The sequence below is a fragment of the Bacillus sp. 22475 genome, from assembly GCF_052044835.1.
Classification (GTDB): domain Bacteria; phylum Bacillota; class Bacilli; order Bacillales; family Bacillaceae_G; genus Bacillus_A; species Bacillus_A cereus.
The window spans coordinates 84,190-100,282 of sequence record NZ_JBQENW010000012.1; the positions used below are offsets into that span (position 1 = coordinate 84,190).

Here is a 16,093-nt window from a genome sequence, read left to right on the forward strand (position 1 = left end):
CTAGGAATACCCGCTTTATGAATATCTAAAACTATTTCTACTTCGAAAAAGCGTTAATAAAGTGGGATTTTCAATGCATTTATAAAAAAGGAATCCTCCTTTGAAACTTTAGTTTTTATAATCTACACCCTTTTTCTTATTCTCTCCATAAGTGTCGCCTGAGAGTAGCGGTTCTTCTTCTCTATTATGTATCTTGGGGTTTAAATATCAGATTATATAACTTTGGCCTGTTTTATTTTTTCATCTGTTCTTTCCTATTTAAAATATCCTTTTTAAAAAACAACCTATCTCGAACCATCTCTTTAATCGGTACTAACGTCCCCGACTTCACCAACTTATTTAAATTCTGCCTTGAGCATTCTAAAATCTTCAATGCCTCTGAAGTATTCACTATTTCATCATTTACGAATTTTATTAGTTCTTCCTTAGATTCAAATTTATACATTTTTCTTCTCCTTTATATACAAAATAACCATGTTGATTATCATTAGAATTATCGCTAGTATGGTACCGACGATACAGATATAACCCCAAGTGTTTAAATTATTATAATCAAGAATTGATACAATAAACACTAAAACAATGTCTACAGGTAGATTCGTCCAGATAAATTTTTTCATAATAATATGGAATGTGATATAATCTTAAATGCAGGAGAGGTTTCCCTCCCCTGTGTGCTTATTCTGAGTCGTTTCCTTGGTCGGGGCGACTCTTTTGTTTTTCCTCTTTTACCTTGTAGTATGTATCTACGATGTTTTTAACACCTGCGGTTACTTGAGAGAAAACCGTTACTGTTGTAGCTATACACCTAAGATTATTATCCAATCCACTTTGTTCACCTCCTATTCTTTATACTCTTATAACACACTATAAGTTGACTTAAGTTAACAGTAATCAAGAATATTTTTCCTGTAAACCTAATTTTATCCTATGAAATCGACATATATCTGTTATACTTAATATCGCAATATATTTTAGGAGGAACTAATTTGAAAAAGTATCTATTATTACTTGTCTCTGTATTTTTCTCCCTAGCACTTGTGGCTTGTGGCTCAGAAGAAAAAACAGAAGAAAAGAGTGCGCCTACTGCCTCAGACCAAAAAGGTATTAAAGAAAGCAATTCGAAAACTAACGAAAAAACATTGCTAACTAAAGTTGGAGAAAAGCAAAAATACAATGCTCAGGGCGGAGTTATTGAGCTTATGAAAATTAAAGAAATTAATCAAACTATTGATGTAGCTCCAATTAAAATGACTGTTCAAAACATCAAGCTATTTGAACTATCTGACCTTTCAGAACAAACGTTAAATGCGGCTAAAGAAGTCTATCAAGCTACACCTACTAACGATGGAAAACTACATTATATTCAAGTTATTTATACTGTGGAAAATACCTCAGATGAGAATATTAGCTTCTCTAATTTTGATAAGGTAGTACTAAGTAATGGCGAACAATTAGAAGCCAATCGTAATTTCATTACAGAAAAAAGCACTTCCTTTGATTACTTTGGGAAAGTTAAACAAGAACGTGTCCTAGGTTTGTTCTTTAATGGAGATCCAAAAGATATTACTAATGTCAAATTCATTACAAGTTCAACATACCAGCAAAAGTCGTATGATACGATTACTGATGGTCAACAAGTTCAATTTGATTTATAAAATAAAAAAGCCCTCTCATTCGAGAAGGGCTTTTTTATTTTATGGTACCTCTACATATGTTCAATTAGCTGTAATATAGAAGACACTAATTTTTGATTTTTTCACTTTATATTGCGGTGAATCATTCACCGCTACCTTATCAATAAAAGATGAAATATTTATATATCTTATTTACGTAATTTATGTTATGGTTTCATATGTTAATTAATTACAATTCTTTCAAAAAGGAGTATACATAATGAAAGCAAAGAAACTAATAACGTTAGCTTTACCTGTTATGTTAATGGCAGGCTGTACTACTGAAACATACGGACTAACGCAATCAGAATATAAACTGGTAGATAAACATTTTAAAGCTGATAAATTAATAGAAGATATGAATAGAATGCACTATAGCGATGAACAAATTGAGCAACAACTAAGAGGTGCATTAGCAACAATCAAGTCTGAACAAGAAGAAGCGAAAAAGAAGTCTAAGCCGAAAGAAGAAATCCAATTAGACTCCTATAGTAAAGAAGAGAAATCCGATACAGGCAAATCTAAGAAGGATATAGATAATGTTGAGGGGTATCCTACAGATGCGGTAGGTAAGAAAGACGTAAGTACAAAGAAACTATCAGAAAAAGAATATGTCACTCGTTTATTTGAGTTACGTCTGGACTTACAACAAGAATTAGATAGACTAGATAAAGAAATTAAAACAATGTTTGATGATGGTGGGGAACTTACAAAACCTACTATAGATGCGATTACAGATACAAGACTGGTACTAAATGAGTTAGAAGCTGTAAACCCACCTAAGAAGCATGAAGAATTCCATGAGTATGTTATAAAATCGGGTATAAAAGATAGTAGAGAAGGCTTAAACCGAGTAGAAGAAGATGTTAGAAAGTTTATGGTCGGTGGTATTAGTACTGCAAGACTAAAAGAAGTTTTAGAAAAAGGTATGCGTGATATAGACTCTGGACCTGAAATGTGGGAAACATCATTCGAAGATTTTGAAAAAGAATTCCCTGGAGTACAACAGAAAGTAATGGATAAGAAACAGAAAGAAATAAAAGACGCTAATGAAGGAACTGTTAATATCTCCGCAAACGGTAAAGAGTTAGTCGCTGATTGGGGTACATATAGAAATGGTGAATTTAATTTAGGTTTTGACTTAAAGAAAGATGGTACATTCTTAATGTATGAGAGTGAAGACAAAGAAGAGCGTAAACAAACTCATATGTTGGGTGAATGGAAGTACGATGGGATTAAGAAAATAATGACTTTCACGTATAAGAAGTTTATAGAGCATGGTTCAGAGAAAGAAGGTATAGACTTACCACCATATGCGGAATTCAAGATAAAATCCTTTAACGGTGATACATTTGAAATGATGGAATTAGAAAGTAAAGTAGTTATGAAAGCAAGGAAACGCTAAGAAAACAAGTAAGCAGGATAAAGACGTAAACAATAGAGTATAGAGTGAATCTATTAAATAAGAATTAAAGGAGTAGGAGAAATGAAGAACAAGAAACTAATATGTATAGCACTCCCAATCATGTTATCAGGGATAGGTTGTTCAAATAATGACATAGAAAAAGAAAAGAAAACTGATAGCTTACAAGTAGCAGAGTCAGAAAAGAAAACTGAAACAAGATCTGATAAGGATGTTATAAAATCGTTAAATGAAGAAGTAGATAAACTACATAAAGAGAAGGACGAGTTAGAAAAGAAGATACAAGATGAAAAAGCTAGTAAAGAAAAAATAAGTAAAGAGAAAGACGAGTTAGAGAAGAAAATACAAGATGAAGAAGCTAGTAAAAAAGAAGCAAGCAAAGAGAAAGATGTAATTAAAAAGGAAGACAAGATAGAAGACAATACGAGATTCAGTACTATAAAAGAGTATCAAGAGACAGTGTATAAACTTGCTAATAAGTTTGAATCTGAATTACGCGCAACGAAACCAATAATTGAAAAAGATAAAACACTATTGACAAATAAAGACGAATTAAAAGCGCAGTATGATAAAGTACAAATACAGGCTGACAAGATAAAATCCCTTCACCCACCTCAGGAGTACACAGATTTACAAATCGGACTGATAGATTCCTTAATAGTATATCAAAAGGCAGTAGACGGCATGTTTTCAGGTTTAGACGAAAGGGATAAAGAAAAGGTTAAAGGGTATGAACAATCTGTAATTGATGGTTTGACATACTTTAACGATTCACTAAACGCAATAAAAGAAATAAAGGAATAAGATATGTCCTTTATTTTAGGAGGTTCATCTTCATGAAGTTTGTACGCTCTATATTTAACGCATTTCGTTTACTGAGTAAAATCATAAATCCAATACTTAAGGCATTATCTAAAAGTAAATTCTAAACATCCTAATAAAAAAAGCCGACTCCTTTAATTGGAATCGGCTCTATTTATTCAAAAGGACGAAATTTTTCTCTTAATGGCGCTAACTCTTCCGCTAACTTTTCTACATCAGGACGAAAATAAACTGCAATTCGATTTGATACTTTCAAAGGTGTTATACGACCTTGTTTTACAAGCGTGTGTAATCGCTGAGTTGTAACACCTAAAACATTTGCAGTTTCAGGAGCTGTTAACACAACTTCTTGTGCTATCTTACGCTTATCTTCCTCACTTACATTATCCATATTATTCACCCTTTCCTTTCATATATATAGCAATTAAATTAATAATCAATGCTACACTTAAAATCACCGTAGCCATAATGCCTAAGTAGGTGGTCATCTCTGTTGCTCTATAATCTGTCACTGTAACCACTAATATTAAAAATAATACTAATACGATAGTGTTTCTATCTAATTTCATTTTTACATGGATTGGATTTGTGTTATAATTTTTTTAAGGTTGGGGGAATTTTTTCCCCCGTTGTGTTATTTGCGTCTAGTCTTGCGGGCTAGGCTTTTTTCTATCTCTTCTTGCTTTTTCTTCTCCTTTCTGTTTTTCATATCGTTTATATTTTTCTTTGTTATTGTGACTCCTACCACCATGCCTACTATGTAAGCTAGATTTTCAAGAACCTTTTCTGTTAAGTCCCAATCCATGTTTCTCACCTCCCTTACATATATAATTATACCATACCTGTTGTTTGTGATTAACAGGTATAAGTTAATTAATTGCTATAAAATAAAAAAGGCCGTCATTTGACGGCTCTTGTTTTTACTTCACATACACATAGGCTTCATTTGCTGTTACATAGTATATTTTGCCTTTGCTATTGTGAACTTTATATTGCGGTGAACCATTAACATTTACTTTTGCATCAATCATAAATCCTAATCCTACATCAACAGAACCCGCCACCTGCAAGTACCCACTCACAGAGTTAAGTGTTAATTTTAATATCTTCCTTTGCTGTATCCTTTCATGATTCCCACTATGTCTAACAATCCTATCTAAACTTTTAACTCTGCCTAAACTACTGAATTGATATTTACCTTCGTAATCCTCTATATCCTTCCACCCTTCAAGTTCATTACTCACCCTTGCCATTCACCCACCACCTTCTATGTTAATAGGAAGTAATTTGTCTAGCCCCTCCCTCCGTTAATTCCTTTATAAAATAAAAAGTAGCGGATTCGCTACTTTGATAATCACTCATTCCATTCATTTAAGTCTTTATATAGCACTTTATATACCTTTTCAATTACGTTTCCATGCCAAGAATTTTGTTTTCTATCCTCTTTAAAGTTAAATTCACTTATATCACCATTTATATTTAACCACTCCGGATTCTTATGAGCATATTGATAAATGAACATCCTAGCTTCTTTTAATGAATTGAATTTTTCTTTGAACGGAAGTTGCTCATTCCCTTTATGCCTAACTACTTCGTATACTCCATTTTCTTTTTCTCCTCTCGTTTCGAAATACGGATTAGTAAAACGACTCAAATTCCTCACACCAACATCTCCCCTTTTCTAATTAGATTCATTATACAAAATAAAAACGACTAATTTTGAAAGGTTTCATAATTTTTCGTTCATTGTGTTCATTTGTTTTGTTATCTTCCCTTAACAACAAACAAGACGCTACAAGAATGACCGTAGTGCCTACAAAGATTTATATAATTTATTACCCAATACGGTAAATGAAGTTTTATATAACATAATTGTCATTAATACCCATCTGCTATTAGGTGGCTTTTGTACGACAAAAATGAAGCTTTTACCTCTATTGAACAAACTTATATTGAATGAAAATACTCTCAATAACTTCCCTTTCAACATTATACATCCTTATATTTTTTTATAAAAATATAGATTATTCAACCAAATAACTTTAACACGTGTTATAATACGTGTATAGAAAGGAGGGAATAAGGGAGATGGACATTCTAAATATTTTAGACAAAGTAAGTGGGATTTCTTCTTTCATCTTAGCGATCTACATACTTCTTAAAGAAAGCAAAGAAGAAAAAAATAAGCGTCCTCAACGCAAAGGTTCCAGCCGACCAAGCAGAAAACCTAAGCGAAGAAAGCGCAAGTCACCCAATTGGAAACTCAACCAACTGGTTGGGTTTCTCAAAAAAATATTATCATCTCCTATATCTATATGTCAAAAACTTCATTGATTTTAAATACTATTTGTTTATTTTTAACAATTCGTTTCTTTATTGTTACAGACTTTTCTAATTTACAAATATTGGAAACTATCTACTTAATAGTGATTATTTTATGGATTCTGGTCTTTACCATTTCTATTATCAAGAAATTGAAGAAGTAAATCCATTATACTATATTTAGCAGGAGGAAAAGCTAATGAGCACTTACCAAGATCGCTACATCTACCCATCTATTTTTGATTTTTCTAATGAGCAGGTTACTATTACATTCCCTGACTTAGCAAATTGTCATGCTAATGGTACTAACTATGAAGATGCCTTTGAAATGGCTAAAAAGACGTTAGCAACTCATCTATACGAAATAGAAGAGCAAAAAGGAAGTATTCCATCAGCTTCTAATCCAGCTTCTATTCAAACTAAAGAGAATCAAGTAATCGGATTAATGGAAGTATGGATGCCACCATTCCGTAGTGAAATTGAAAATAAAGCAGTAAAGAAAACATTAACTATTCCCCATTGGCTTGATAAAATGGGAAAAGCTAATAATGTAAACTACTCACAAGTATTACAAGATGCATTAAAAAAACATTTAGGTGTTACTGAAAACAAGAACGTATAAAAGAGATGAATTATCTTCATCTCTTTTTTCTTTACTAAAAAAAATAACCGTCTAAGATGAACGGCTATTTTCTCTTCATATGAACTATTTTTACTACTCTATACTGGTTTTTCTTTATGAATAACTTTCTTTTCAAATGCTTTTCATTTCTAGAAACTACTTAAATCTTTTAAGGCACGTTCCATATTTATCGTATATTCAGACCTACGCAACAATAAAAACACTTTCAAAAAATATGGGAATTCCTCATATTCTTTTGCTGTAACTTCTATTTTTTTCAAAACAATAGGTTCCATCTTTTCTCTATTAAAACTATTAATTTCACAAGTAATTTTTGGTACATCATTATATATATACTCAACAGAGAAGAATGTTAATTCATTAAATTCATCTGATTCTATATAGAATTCAGCACCTACACAGGAACTTCGATAAATTATTATAGAGTCTAGAACTGATACAAAAGCAACAGTTAAATCAAAGTATGTCTCAATTTCTGTTATCTTTGGAATCTCATAACTGTGTTCTAACTTATTTCTTATTCCATTGAGTCTAGTAAGTGAACGAGAGTTAAAAACGCCTGACTTGCTGAAGAACTCCATTTTTTTATCGAAGCCTAAATTACTTTTTTTCACAATCTTAGATAACCCTAAAACCTGCAAACACATATCCATTTGGCACTCTATAGCTCTTTTCAAATGAGAAATACAATTAATTAAATGAATCTTATTCATATCACCTTGTTTATTACTGATTTGCTCTAATTCATATTCGGCAAACTTAATGAAATCATGAGAGTCTAAATCATAATCTGGAATATCAGATTCATTAAAACTAAACGATGAATTCTCCATAACTAGAAAGTAATTCATCAGGATTCCCCTTAGTTCTTTTGATTTTTTTAGTGTATTAACTACCACTCAATTTTCCCCCTCCCTTAAACCAAAACTTATTTAATCATTCATTATAAGGGCGATATTTACTCCTCAATGCTTCTAGCCCTTTTTTCTTCTCTTCAATATCTTCACGTAGAAATAAACTCACCCGCTCCATCTTCTTAAATGGCACAAGTTTACCATCTTTAATCATTTTACTAATTCTCGCTTTACTAATCCCTAAAACATCCATTACCTCTGGTGTCGTTAATACCTCATCATGTAAAAAAGAAAGCAGTTGCTCTTTATCCTCAAACTTGTACACTTTATTCACCTCTTTTTTCTTTAAATATCTCATAAAGTCGTAATGCAGTATTTATTATATAAAGGACTAAAAGAATGATTAAAACGATATCCAAAACAGTTTTAAAAATACTCGCTTCCACTGAATCTCGAAAATACGCAAAGTAAAACAGTGTAACGAAAATAATTAAGATGTTCGATGAATTACTTGTTTTCTTCATATTGTTTACAAATTGGCAAGTTGTTATAATGTGTATAGAAGAGAGAAGGTGGACTTCTCTCTTCCGCTCAAAATCATTTTCGTTTACGTCTGGCTGGGCGTTTTCGTTTGGTTTTGAGCTTTTTTACTTTTTCGTGGATGACTAGGACTTTTTCAATGAGTGTTAGTGCTGTAAGTATCATTCCTAGTATCAGTGCTAACTTTGCCAATTTGTTTCCCCCTTTCGTTCTTTCTATATTTATTAGACCATATCTATTAACTTAGGCAAATAGATATTTGTGCATTTTCCAATTGTTTTTTGATATTTTTATCAATTTAAATTCTAATCAAATCAACATTTCCTCTTAATAATTTGTACATCTACTACTAAAAAGCATAAAAAAAACACCCTATTTGGATGCTAAATATAACAATAATTTCTTTTAAAAACCAATAAAGTAAAATTACTCAAAACAACTACATTAAAAGAAAAAGAAATTCAAAAGGTCATTTTTATTTGGTGGACTGAACTGAATGATACATGTGACAATAAATTTAGGTATCTGGCTATGAAAATACAACTAATTCGTGATGACTTAGATAATTATCAACGAAATTAAGCCTGTACATGTGGAATAATCCCCCCTGTAAACGGCTTATATACTCTAAAACCCTAGATGTTTCTCTACCTCTTAGATCCGAAGTTTTAAATTTCACATGAATTTTTCAGACACCTTGCAAACCAAACTCCCTCCGCTCGCGCAGAAATCATGAATTTATTTACTCATACTCACTAAGTTGCATAAGCTAACGTACCCACATACACTTTCCAAAAAAATTATCCATTATACTAGCTAAGCCATGCAAGATATCCTTCCTGCTCATTTCTCATGTAAATATACGTAATAAAGCGACAATGAAGTTATTTACGTTTAAAAGTTTAAACAAGTATAACCCCGTTCTATAATTAGGACGAGGTTATACTTAAAATCGTATAATTTTTGATGTAAGATATTCACTACCAAAAAATATAACAATAAATTCGTTTAAAAAAGACTTCTTTGGCTCTTTTATATATTTCTTCTTGAGCGTTTATACATTTTCATTGTAACTAACCAGCTAGTAAATGTGATTGCGGCAAAAATTAATAGCAAATTACTATACAAATGAGTGGACAGATCAGTATTTATAGGTAGTAATTTTCGATTTAGCAAATGTATCGATAATAATCCACCTACAATCGCAATACCCATTCCTTCTGATAGAAAGCTTGTAAAATTAAGCAAACTCATTCCAGCACCTGTTTCCTTTTGTTCCAAACTTCTTGAAACGATGGTAGAGATAACTGTTTTCGTAAAAGAAAGCCCGCCAAAAACAAAAATTACTATAATTGTTATGACCCAAGGCGTTGTTTCTATAAAAAGGGCTGCTACTAAAAAACTTATAGAAAGAAATGCAACTCCAGTTGTTAATACAAATAGAGAACCTTTCTTATCAACAAGCACTCCCCCAATATAACCGAAAACAATAACACTCATGGCTCCAGGAAAAATAATCCCACTTCCAATTGTGGCAGTACTTAATTGGTAGACATCTCTCATCATATAAGGAACCATAGAAATAAATCCTGCTACGGTTCCCAATATAAGTCCTCCACAAATGATTCCAATCATAAATGATATATTTTTTCCTAGCGAAGGATTAACAAAAGGATTAGACACTTTCCTAATATGTTTAACAAATATCAAGAAACATATAATGCTAACAACTAAAAAGGAAACTCTATAAGATGTCGTAAACATTATAAAGAATACAATACCTACGGACATAAATATTATTCCTTTAACATCAATACTTCCTTTTATTACATCTTCTTGTTTCAATAATTTTGCAAGGAAGGGAACAGTGATAATCGTTACAACAGGCAAAAGCAGTATATAAGACCAATGAGCATATTCGGCAATTACTCCACCAACAGATGGTCCGACACCTTCTCCCATTGCTACAATGGACCCAATAAGACCAAATGCTTTACCGCTATTTTCTTTTGGAATATAGCGCGCAACAACAACCATTACAAGTGCTGGAAATGCAGCTGCGCCAGCTCCCTGAATAAACCGAGCCATAATAAGTGCAGGAAAGAACGAATGTCCAACAAACCCGATAACTGATCCGAAGCAATTCACTATAATTCCAAATAAGAGTAGCTTTTTGATACCTAACTGATCTGATAGTTTTCCATATACAGCTGTTCCTATAGAAAAAGTTAATATGAATGCTGTGTTTATCCAGTTTATACTTGCTGGCCCCTTATTAAAATCACTAGCGATATCAGGTAATGAAACATTCAAAACCATTTCATTTAAAACACTGAAAAAAGAAAGAACACAGAGCCATAATAAAATTTGATTATGGCGTAATATTGAATGTGAATGAGATGAATTCACACTTTACCCTCCAATAATAAGGGTAGACGTAGTTTATAGGGTCATTGATACGCTTTCCCTCTTTAAATGTACCCAATTATATTTATTGCACTTCATAAATAATTCCTCCCCAAAAATGATTTATAAATTATATCACATATATATAATTTATAATAAAACATATTCTACAATACGTTGTGCATAGATAATAAATTAATCCGACAATCCGGAAATAACATATTTGAGCATAAAGAAATAAAATTCCTTAAAGAGAAGCAGGTTGAGGTTCTTGAGAGTCAAGCTTATTTTGAAGCTGTGGCAAAGATGATTGAACAAAACAATTTAATTCTTTTAGAACAGATGAAAGCTCTACAGCTAATTCAGAAATAACAAACTTATGATTGATTAATTCTACATATGCTTCCATAAATAATGTATCTTTATTTATACCATCAGCCTCTGTTTTTACAGGGGCTTTTGTTATGCGTTGGTTCATATTCTGAATTTGAATAGTCTCTTTCACATGTATGAATAGATCCTCTAATAAACCTGGTGTAGACTCCAATTCTTGCTTTTCAATTTCCTCTGTGACAGCACTTATAAATTCCCATAGTACTTTTGCACCTAGTAATTCTGCTAAACGTTTTTCACGCATTTCAAATGTTTTCATGTTCATATTGAACACTTCCTTTTCTGTATTTTTTACTATTAATTGGACTATCTAAATTATGATGGAACAACTATATTGGCAATCAAATTCTCTACCTCTATTATCGTAAACTATAGTTTACAAGAGGGGCTAAAAATAGATTCCACGCTTGTTCCTAAAACTTTTGCTATTTTTATAGCTAACTTAACGTTAGGTTGTTTTTTATTATTCTCTATCTCAGAAATATAAGTGCGCGATAAACCAACTTGTGCCGCTAACTTTTCTTGTGATATTAGTTTTTCTTTCCTTAATTCAGCTATCTTATTCATTCCTCTACTCCTCTCCACTTATGTATTCATATGATTACAAAACAATTGTAAACCATAGTTTACTTAATCGTCAACAATGTTTTACATGTTTTTTCTCTATTTTAGTTTCTTTTTGTAAATTATTGTTTACAATTGTACTAGGAGGATTATATATGAAGAAAACTCTTGGTGAAATTATAAAAAATTATCGTTTAACAAATAAACTATCCTTACGCGAGTTTGCTCAAAGATGTGATGTTAGTCATACTTATATAGACAAACTTGAAAAAGGTGTAGATTCAAGAACTGGAAAACCTGTAGAACCCACACTTTTAGTAATAGAAAAGATATCAAATGCCATGAATATAAGCACAAAATCCTTATTAGAAGAAATAGGATTTATTACAAGAGATAATATTGAGGTAACTGATACAGAATTAGAACAGTGGTTTAAAGCTATTAAAGGTGCCTCTCCTCAAAAGCAGGAGGAATTAAAGAAGTTTTGGGAGTTTTTAATACAAAAGGAAGACTAAATTAGGTAAAAGGCCTCCACCTTGAAAGAGTGGAGGTCGTGAGCTTGAGCCTCTCCAAGGCCATGATTGTAGAAACTGTGTCAAATTAACGTTTGATGCAGTTTTTATTTTCCGCTGATTTGACTCAGGGTGGCGGTCGACTGCAACAGGTAGTTATACATCCCTCATCTCGTTTTCAAAAACGAAATAGGAGGTACACAAAATTGATTAAATTACAGGTACGATTTATTAAAACGTTCTCAACTTGAATGGTCCAAGGAACTATTGCAATTTAAACATTTACCATCAAAAAACATGGAAACACTTAAATATAAGCCAAAGATTTGATAATTAGTTAAGAAGGAGCTTTTAAAGCCTCCTTCTTATTGATAATTTTTCTTTACCTTATAAAAATGATCAGTTACTGTTTTATCAACAAAATAAACAAACGTGCCTCTTATACCTCTAGTTAATAACACATAGTAAGCATTTAAAACATATTCTCTAAGTTCCTCATATGATTCAGATTGTCCATCAAAACCTATTGGAATTGCATTTCTGTCTTTAACTTTATCAACATTTATCTCAAGTCTATTTGTTTTAATATCGTAATAAACATCATCTCCAATTATTACACCACAGTAATTTAAATCCGCTCCTTGCAAAGTGTGAACACAACCTACTTCATTTACCGAATTATTCGAAGAAACCCATTCTTCATCGGTAGAATTCCAAATCAGCTTATATCCATCAAAATCAAAATCATAAATAATGTCTCTATTATAAGGATCGCGTACAATTTTCTTACTAAATCTTTTAGAAGCCCATTCAACATAATAGCCAGCAGCTATACGACATAAACTGCATTCTTGGTCGAGGTCCTTTATTACTTCATGCAACTGTTTTACATTTTGAGCCTCACGAATATTATACTCTCCAAAGTTTTCACATTCGTCATTAGTTAAATCAATTCTAGATTCAATTCTTTCAATTCCAAGGAATTTTTCAATAAAATTAATATATTCATTTCCGCCATGTATTCTATGTTGTTCATTTAAAATATATCTTTTGTACTTCACACTATCTTCTTTCAGAAAGTGATCAATTAAATTGTTAAATTCTTTATGGTTTATATCGGAAGGCCTTACAAATTGTAAACTATCCCTAAGTACAATCAAGTGATTGCTATTATTAAATGCTAAACTTAAATCATTACAATCCCCTTTATTCAAATATTTTAATACATTGGCTTGCTTTGCATAATATTTTTTCATTCTGTGGGCTTCATCCACTATTAAAATATCAAATTTTCCATTTACCAAATTTTTCCCTCTAAGCATTTTAACTCTTGTTAAGTCTAATAACTTAAGCAGTTGAATAATTTTCTTATGATTTGGCACTTGAGGTACATAAATACTAATTCTATCTTGTGAGACTCCTCTTGTATAAACTAACTCAAATACTAATTTTATAACAAGTAATGATTTACCAGTTCCTGGTCCACCAATAATATCACTTATAGATTTCACAGGAGTTTCACTTACTAAATTGGTAATTATATCTTCTAATGTTTCTTGTTGAAACTTATCCAAGCATGTAAATGGGGAATATTTAAATAGTAAATTGTTTGTTACAATATCTAAGTTTTTTGTTAAAACAAATTTATTTTCATACATATGGTTCCATATTTCTTCAACAAACCAGTCTACTTTTTTCATAATCTTAATTTGATCTGGTATATTTTGATTCAAACGGCTATTTATAATTTGACTTCGACTATACTTGCCATCTGCTAAAATTAATTTAAGTAGTTTTGATTCCACTCCTCGTGCAATAGCTTCATCCAACTCTACTCCAGAAAACACTAGCATTTTGTCAAAACCTTTTTTTCTTACATCATTAAAATGATCTACACTTCTGGTTTTCACTGACGTAGTTATACCTATATAAATCTGAGTTTTATCATTGTCGAAAAGTATATACACTGTAGATTTTAAATGTAAATGTTCAGGTAATTCTTTAATAGGAAATTTAAACTCTTTATTAGCTACTTTAATTCTATTAAGTGTACTCAAAAAAATCTCTCCTAATTGATTATTTACTATATTAAATCAACTCATATTCAATTATTATAAAAACACAAAACTAATTTATTAAAACAATAGACCTTTTATACTGATTTAGTATAATACAACGAATTATAAATTACCCTTGAGCTTTGTATTGATAAATCAATATAATATTTTTCTTTTAGTACTTATAGTATAGCTATACGATTTTATCAATCAAAAAATCATATTTTCTCGAAATATTCCCGCCTCTATAGTTCCTTATATTTTTATTAGACCTATTAACTTTTTCTACAGGACATTTCCTGGCATTCTTCTCTAAATTTCCTAAAATTAGCTCTTCTTTATCCACATTTATTTCATTTGCAAATAAATGTAGATAAATTAAGACGTCAGCAAGTTCATCCTTAATATTTTCAAATCTTTAAGGGTATTATCAAATTGGATGATGTCTAACATTAAAACTACCTCTTTAAATAGAATAAAACGAGTTTCCTATACGATATATGTAACTTCATCCATGTATAAAATTTTTTGTCCAGTCTCTTTTAATTATAGATAACATATCAATTAGTATTCTATTCATTTCTTCTACTACAATTTTACTATTAGGCATTAATATATTAAAACCTATTACTTTTTTCTTTTTGGTATGTTCCCAACCACCTACAATAGCTTCAACCTGGTAATGTTCCTGTATTTCGTATATTAATGAATATAATAGATTTTGTTCGTTAGATAAGAAATAACGATCATTTATCATCAAGTATTTATCTTTAGATCGTGAAGAATTCTTATAAGATATCTCAAGTAGTTCCTCACGACTTGATTCCTTACTCATATACGACTTAGCTTCAATGCTATTCATTTTTTTATAAATGTCACCGTTAATGTAGTATCTATAATTTAGAGTTTTAATTGCATCTTCTACTTCGTGTATTGCTTGTTTTTTATATTGTAACAATATTTCATCTGTTAAATCTTCTCTAGCTATATCTATCAATTCATCTTTAAAGATATTATAACTAATATCAGCTGCTGTCGTAGAGATTTTAGAAGATATATGATCAATATACTCAGAAATAGAAGCGTCAGAAATCTCGAACATAAATTCACTGTTTTTTCTAATAGGAATTACTTCTAAAAACGGTATATCCTCTTCGTCAAAATATTGAACTTTTTCCTCTTCGTTTGCATGTGTTACATAAACCTCTATTACAAATGGACTGGGATCATCATATTCTCCTCTTACTACAACGTCGGCTATAGAATCTCCTATCCATTGCTCAACTTCAGCAAAACGTTTTTTGTAAAACTTCAATATATCTAATAATGATATTTCGTAAGAAACTATATTAATTGCACTTAAAAATTCTTTGTATTTCCTTTTAAAATAACTTAAATCAATTTTAAGCTTTATGTCTTCTTCTTTATTCATCTTATTAACGAGAAAGTGCTTAGCTTCAAAATGTAGGAGAGTTTCACGAGAGACAACACAATTATTTCCAGGCCTATGACTAAAGTGGTGTTCTCTTTTATTCCCCTTTTTAAAAATCACATCCTCATGACAGTGTGGACACCTGTATTTAATATTTTTATATAGCCTATCTTCAATATGTACGATATCCGTTCCGCACAAGGCAAAATTAAGTTTTACACCCATCTCAATACACTCCCTTTATATAAAAATTAAATTTATTTACAGCATTCATTATACTATAAATAACACCATATTTTTTCCAATCTTTTATGAACAAAAGTTTTAATAGTACATAGAGGGCTCAAAAAAGAAAATTTTTGGTTTTACAATTTTGAGTAAAGTAAATAACCGTTCTATATGAAGATTATTAAGAAAAAATGAGTGCAATTTACTGAGTTCTTCTTTTT

At 31.0% G+C, this 16,093-nt stretch carries 21 protein-coding genes and 2 pseudogenes; 6 read left to right on the top strand and 17 right to left on the bottom strand.

What is annotated here, in order from left to right:
• Nucleotides 1–232: 232 nt before the first annotated feature.
• Nucleotides 233–445 (bottom strand): DNA-binding protein, encoded by a 213-nt coding sequence (locus tag ACTJJY_RS19255; RefSeq protein ID WP_074643278.1) that lies wholly within the window; start codon nucleotides 443–445, stop codon nucleotides 233–235.
• Nucleotides 446–989: 544 nt separating this feature from the next.
• Here ACTJJY_RS19255 and ACTJJY_RS19260 point away from each other — a divergent pair.
• From ACTJJY_RS19260 to ACTJJY_RS19270, 3 genes are all read left to right on the top strand, one after another.
• Nucleotides 990–1,658, top strand: a complete 669-nt coding sequence (locus ACTJJY_RS19260) for a hypothetical protein (RefSeq protein ID WP_060852627.1) — start codon at nucleotides 990–992, stop codon at nucleotides 1,656–1,658.
• Nucleotides 1,659–1,896: 238 nt separating this feature from the next.
• A complete protein-coding gene (locus tag ACTJJY_RS19265) occupies nucleotides 1,897–3,081 on the top strand; it encodes a DUF3994 domain-containing protein (RefSeq protein ID WP_440606303.1) in 1,185 nt (394 codons plus the stop codon).
• Nucleotides 3,082–3,162: 81 nt separating this feature from the next.
• Complete coding sequence (locus ACTJJY_RS19270; RefSeq protein WP_098341544.1) at nucleotides 3,163–3,903, top strand: DUF7018 domain-containing (lipo)protein; 741 nt, start codon at nucleotides 3,163–3,165, stop codon at nucleotides 3,901–3,903.
• 172 nt (nucleotides 3,904–4,075) lie between these two features.
• Here ACTJJY_RS19270 and ACTJJY_RS19275 read toward each other — a convergent pair whose 3' ends face one another.
• The 6 genes and pseudogenes from ACTJJY_RS19275 to ACTJJY_RS19300 all read right to left on the bottom strand — a co-directional run bounded on the left by ACTJJY_RS19275 (nucleotide 4,076) and on the right by ACTJJY_RS19300 (nucleotide 5,584).
• Nucleotides 4,076–4,312 carry a helix-turn-helix domain-containing protein gene (locus tag ACTJJY_RS19275; RefSeq protein ID WP_000370979.1) on the bottom strand — a complete coding sequence of 79 codons (237 nt, stop codon included), beginning with the start codon at nucleotides 4,310–4,312 and terminating at the stop codon, nucleotides 4,076–4,078.
• Nucleotide 4,313: 1 nt separating this feature from the next.
• Nucleotides 4,314–4,490 carry a hypothetical protein gene (locus ACTJJY_RS19280; RefSeq protein ID WP_179887905.1) on the bottom strand — a complete coding sequence of 59 codons (177 nt, stop codon included), beginning with the start codon at nucleotides 4,488–4,490 and terminating at the stop codon, nucleotides 4,314–4,316.
• A gap of 65 nt (nucleotides 4,491–4,555) precedes the next feature.
• Nucleotides 4,556–4,726: a hypothetical protein gene (locus ACTJJY_RS19285; RefSeq protein ID WP_088345101.1), complete on the bottom strand. Its 171-nt coding sequence runs from the start codon at nucleotides 4,724–4,726 to the stop codon at nucleotides 4,556–4,558.
• 115 nt (nucleotides 4,727–4,841) lie between these two features.
• A pseudogene (locus ACTJJY_RS19290) lies at nucleotides 4,842–4,985 on the bottom strand (N-acetylmuramoyl-L-alanine amidase); the annotation flags it as partial.
• A gap of 6 nt (nucleotides 4,986–4,991) precedes the next feature.
• Nucleotides 4,992–5,174: pseudogene (locus ACTJJY_RS19295) on the bottom strand (NUMOD4 domain-containing protein); the annotation flags it as partial.
• A 101-nt stretch (nucleotides 5,175–5,275) separates the two neighbouring features.
• On the bottom strand, nucleotides 5,276–5,584 hold the full coding sequence (locus tag ACTJJY_RS19300; protein WP_371399820.1) for a hypothetical protein: 309 nt from the start codon (nucleotides 5,582–5,584) through the stop codon (nucleotides 5,276–5,278).
• Between the two features lie 425 nt (nucleotides 5,585–6,009).
• Here ACTJJY_RS19300 and ACTJJY_RS19305 point away from each other — a divergent pair, with 425 nt between their 5' ends.
• Nucleotides 6,010–6,255 carry a hypothetical protein gene (locus ACTJJY_RS19305; protein WP_242321396.1) on the top strand — a complete coding sequence of 82 codons (246 nt, stop codon included), beginning with the start codon at nucleotides 6,010–6,012 and terminating at the stop codon, nucleotides 6,253–6,255.
• 187 nt (nucleotides 6,256–6,442) lie between these two features.
• Nucleotides 6,443–6,865, top strand: a complete 423-nt coding sequence (locus ACTJJY_RS19310; protein WP_325857766.1) for a type II toxin-antitoxin system HicB family antitoxin — start codon at nucleotides 6,443–6,445, stop codon at nucleotides 6,863–6,865.
• 149 nt (nucleotides 6,866–7,014) lie between these two features.
• Here ACTJJY_RS19310 and ACTJJY_RS19315 read toward each other — a convergent pair whose 3' ends face one another.
• From ACTJJY_RS19315 to ACTJJY_RS19345, 7 genes are all read right to left on the bottom strand, one after another.
• On the bottom strand, nucleotides 7,015–7,785 hold the full coding sequence (locus ACTJJY_RS19315) for a hypothetical protein (RefSeq protein WP_440606304.1): 771 nt from the start codon (nucleotides 7,783–7,785) through the stop codon (nucleotides 7,015–7,017).
• 37 nt (nucleotides 7,786–7,822) lie between these two features.
• A complete protein-coding gene (locus ACTJJY_RS19320) occupies nucleotides 7,823–8,098 on the bottom strand; it encodes a helix-turn-helix transcriptional regulator (RefSeq protein WP_440606305.1) in 276 nt (91 codons plus the stop codon).
• 239 nt (nucleotides 8,099–8,337) lie between these two features.
• On the bottom strand, nucleotides 8,338–8,472 hold the full coding sequence (locus tag ACTJJY_RS19325; RefSeq protein ID WP_440606306.1) for a hypothetical protein: 135 nt from the start codon (nucleotides 8,470–8,472) through the stop codon (nucleotides 8,338–8,340).
• Between the two features lie 840 nt (nucleotides 8,473–9,312).
• Nucleotides 9,313–10,689 carry a Tet(L)/Tet(K)/Tet(45) family tetracycline efflux MFS transporter gene (tet, locus tag ACTJJY_RS19330; protein WP_440606307.1) on the bottom strand — a complete coding sequence of 459 codons (1,377 nt, stop codon included), beginning with the start codon at nucleotides 10,687–10,689 and terminating at the stop codon, nucleotides 9,313–9,315.
• A gap of 33 nt (nucleotides 10,690–10,722) precedes the next feature.
• Complete coding sequence (locus ACTJJY_RS19335; protein ID WP_106081929.1) at nucleotides 10,723–10,785, bottom strand: tetracycline resistance efflux system leader peptide; 63 nt, start codon at nucleotides 10,783–10,785, stop codon at nucleotides 10,723–10,725.
• A 148-nt stretch (nucleotides 10,786–10,933) separates the two neighbouring features.
• A complete protein-coding gene (locus ACTJJY_RS19340) occupies nucleotides 10,934–11,344 on the bottom strand; it encodes a hypothetical protein (protein WP_098376458.1) in 411 nt (136 codons plus the stop codon).
• A 104-nt stretch (nucleotides 11,345–11,448) separates the two neighbouring features.
• A complete protein-coding gene (locus tag ACTJJY_RS19345; RefSeq protein ID WP_001033047.1) occupies nucleotides 11,449–11,646 on the bottom strand; it encodes a helix-turn-helix transcriptional regulator in 198 nt (65 codons plus the stop codon).
• Between the two features lie 152 nt (nucleotides 11,647–11,798).
• Between ACTJJY_RS19345 and ACTJJY_RS19350 the strand changes: the two genes are divergently transcribed.
• Complete coding sequence (locus tag ACTJJY_RS19350) at nucleotides 11,799–12,158, top strand: helix-turn-helix domain-containing protein (RefSeq protein ID WP_242280933.1); 360 nt, start codon at nucleotides 11,799–11,801, stop codon at nucleotides 12,156–12,158.
• Nucleotides 12,159–12,520: 362 nt separating this feature from the next.
• On the opposite strand, the gene ACTJJY_RS19355 is transcribed toward ACTJJY_RS19350, so the two are convergent.
• From ACTJJY_RS19355 to ACTJJY_RS19365, 3 genes are all read right to left on the bottom strand, one after another.
• Nucleotides 12,521–14,212: a DNA/RNA helicase domain-containing protein gene (locus tag ACTJJY_RS19355; protein ID WP_440606308.1), complete on the bottom strand. Its 1,692-nt coding sequence runs from the start codon at nucleotides 14,210–14,212 to the stop codon at nucleotides 12,521–12,523.
• Nucleotides 14,213–14,405: 193 nt separating this feature from the next.
• Nucleotides 14,406–14,618 carry a MazG-like family protein gene (locus ACTJJY_RS19360; RefSeq protein ID WP_082182440.1) on the bottom strand — a complete coding sequence of 71 codons (213 nt, stop codon included), beginning with the start codon at nucleotides 14,616–14,618 and terminating at the stop codon, nucleotides 14,406–14,408.
• A 102-nt stretch (nucleotides 14,619–14,720) separates the two neighbouring features.
• Nucleotides 14,721–15,869: a competence protein CoiA family protein gene (locus ACTJJY_RS19365; protein ID WP_440606309.1), complete on the bottom strand. Its 1,149-nt coding sequence runs from the start codon at nucleotides 15,867–15,869 to the stop codon at nucleotides 14,721–14,723.
• Nucleotides 15,870–16,093 lie beyond the last annotated feature (224 nt).

What these genes read in the sequence shown, in the direction of transcription:
- ACTJJY_RS19255 (WP_074643278.1), bottom strand. Translation starts at nt 445, where the DNA reads ATGTATAAATTTGAATCTAAGGAAGAACTAATAAAATTCGTAAATGAT.
- ACTJJY_RS19265 (WP_440606303.1), top strand. Translation starts at nt 1,897, where the DNA reads ATGAAAGCAAAGAAACTAATAACGTTAGCTTTACCTGTTATGTTAATG.
- ACTJJY_RS19270 (WP_098341544.1), top strand. Translation starts at nt 3,163, where the DNA reads ATGAAGAACAAGAAACTAATATGTATAGCACTCCCAATCATGTTATCA.
- ACTJJY_RS19275 (WP_000370979.1), bottom strand. Translation starts at nt 4,312, where the DNA reads ATGGATAATGTAAGTGAGGAAGATAAGCGTAAGATAGCACAAGAAGTT.
- ACTJJY_RS19280 (WP_179887905.1), bottom strand. Translation starts at nt 4,490, where the DNA reads ATGAAATTAGATAGAAACACTATCGTATTAGTATTATTTTTAATATTA.
- ACTJJY_RS19285 (WP_088345101.1), bottom strand. Translation starts at nt 4,726, where the DNA reads ATGGATTGGGACTTAACAGAAAAGGTTCTTGAAAATCTAGCTTACATA.
- ACTJJY_RS19305 (WP_242321396.1), top strand. Translation starts at nt 6,010, where the DNA reads ATGGACATTCTAAATATTTTAGACAAAGTAAGTGGGATTTCTTCTTTC.
- ACTJJY_RS19310 (WP_325857766.1), top strand. Translation starts at nt 6,443, where the DNA reads ATGAGCACTTACCAAGATCGCTACATCTACCCATCTATTTTTGATTTT.
- ACTJJY_RS19320 (WP_440606305.1), bottom strand. Translation starts at nt 8,098, where the DNA reads ATGAGATATTTAAAGAAAAAAGAGGTGAATAAAGTGTACAAGTTTGAG.
- ACTJJY_RS19340 (WP_098376458.1), bottom strand. Translation starts at nt 11,344, where the DNA reads ATGAACATGAAAACATTTGAAATGCGTGAAAAACGTTTAGCAGAATTA.
- ACTJJY_RS19345 (WP_001033047.1), bottom strand. Translation starts at nt 11,646, where the DNA reads ATGAATAAGATAGCTGAATTAAGGAAAGAAAAACTAATATCACAAGAA.
- ACTJJY_RS19350 (WP_242280933.1), top strand. Translation starts at nt 11,799, where the DNA reads ATGAAGAAAACTCTTGGTGAAATTATAAAAAATTATCGTTTAACAAAT.
- ACTJJY_RS19365 (WP_440606309.1), bottom strand. Translation starts at nt 15,869, where the DNA reads ATGGGTGTAAAACTTAATTTTGCCTTGTGCGGAACGGATATCGTACAT.